1 protein-coding gene is annotated in these 629 nt (G+C 67.7%); it reads left to right on the top strand.

Features of this window, described 5'->3' with window-relative positions:
• The coding region (locus ACT3UL_RS19210) for an IS30 family transposase (RefSeq protein WP_444580000.1) at positions 1 to 622 on the top strand (622 nt) is incomplete at its 5' end.
• Positions 623 to 629: the final 7 nt, after the last annotated feature.

Raw genomic sequence — 629 nt, 5'->3', positions numbered from 1 at the left:
GGAACTCGCGAAGCGTGGGATCTTCTTGCAGTCCAAGCGGACCAAGCGCCGGCACCGCACCACCGGCCGGACGCGCGGTGGTCCGATCGTGGGGATGGTCCCGATCGCGGAACGGGGCGAGGACGCGGCCCAGCGGCGGGTACCCGGGCATTGGGAGGGCGACCTGATCATCGGGAAGAACGGGTCCTCGTGCGCGGCGACGCTGGTGGAGCGGATGAGCGGGTTCACCGGCCTGCTCGCCCTGCCCTCGAAGCACGCCGAGGGCACCGCGGATGCGGTCATCGAGTACTTCACCGAGCTACCCCGGATGATGCAGGCGTCGCTGGCATGGGACCAGGGCAGCGAGATGGCGCAGCACGCGAAGGTCTCCCTGGCCACGGACATGCCGGTCTACTTCGCCGACCCCCACTCCCCGTGGCAGCGGCCTTCGAATGAGAACACGAACCGGCTCTACCGGGAGTACCTCCCCAAAGGGACGGTGATCCCGGACCACCAGCCCTATCTCACGACCATCGCCGAGGAGATCAACAATCGACCCCGCCGTCGGCTGGGCTTCCTCACTCCCACCGAAGCCTTCGCCCGACTACTGGCCGGCGAACCCCATGTTGCTTCCACGCTTTGACACCACC

This window comes from Brachybacterium sp. 107 (assembly GCF_052379725.1).
Lineage (GTDB): Bacteria > Actinomycetota > Actinomycetes > Actinomycetales > Dermabacteraceae > Brachybacterium.
Note: the sequence above shows the minus strand (reverse complement) of the source record. Positions and strands in the feature narration are given on the sequence as shown.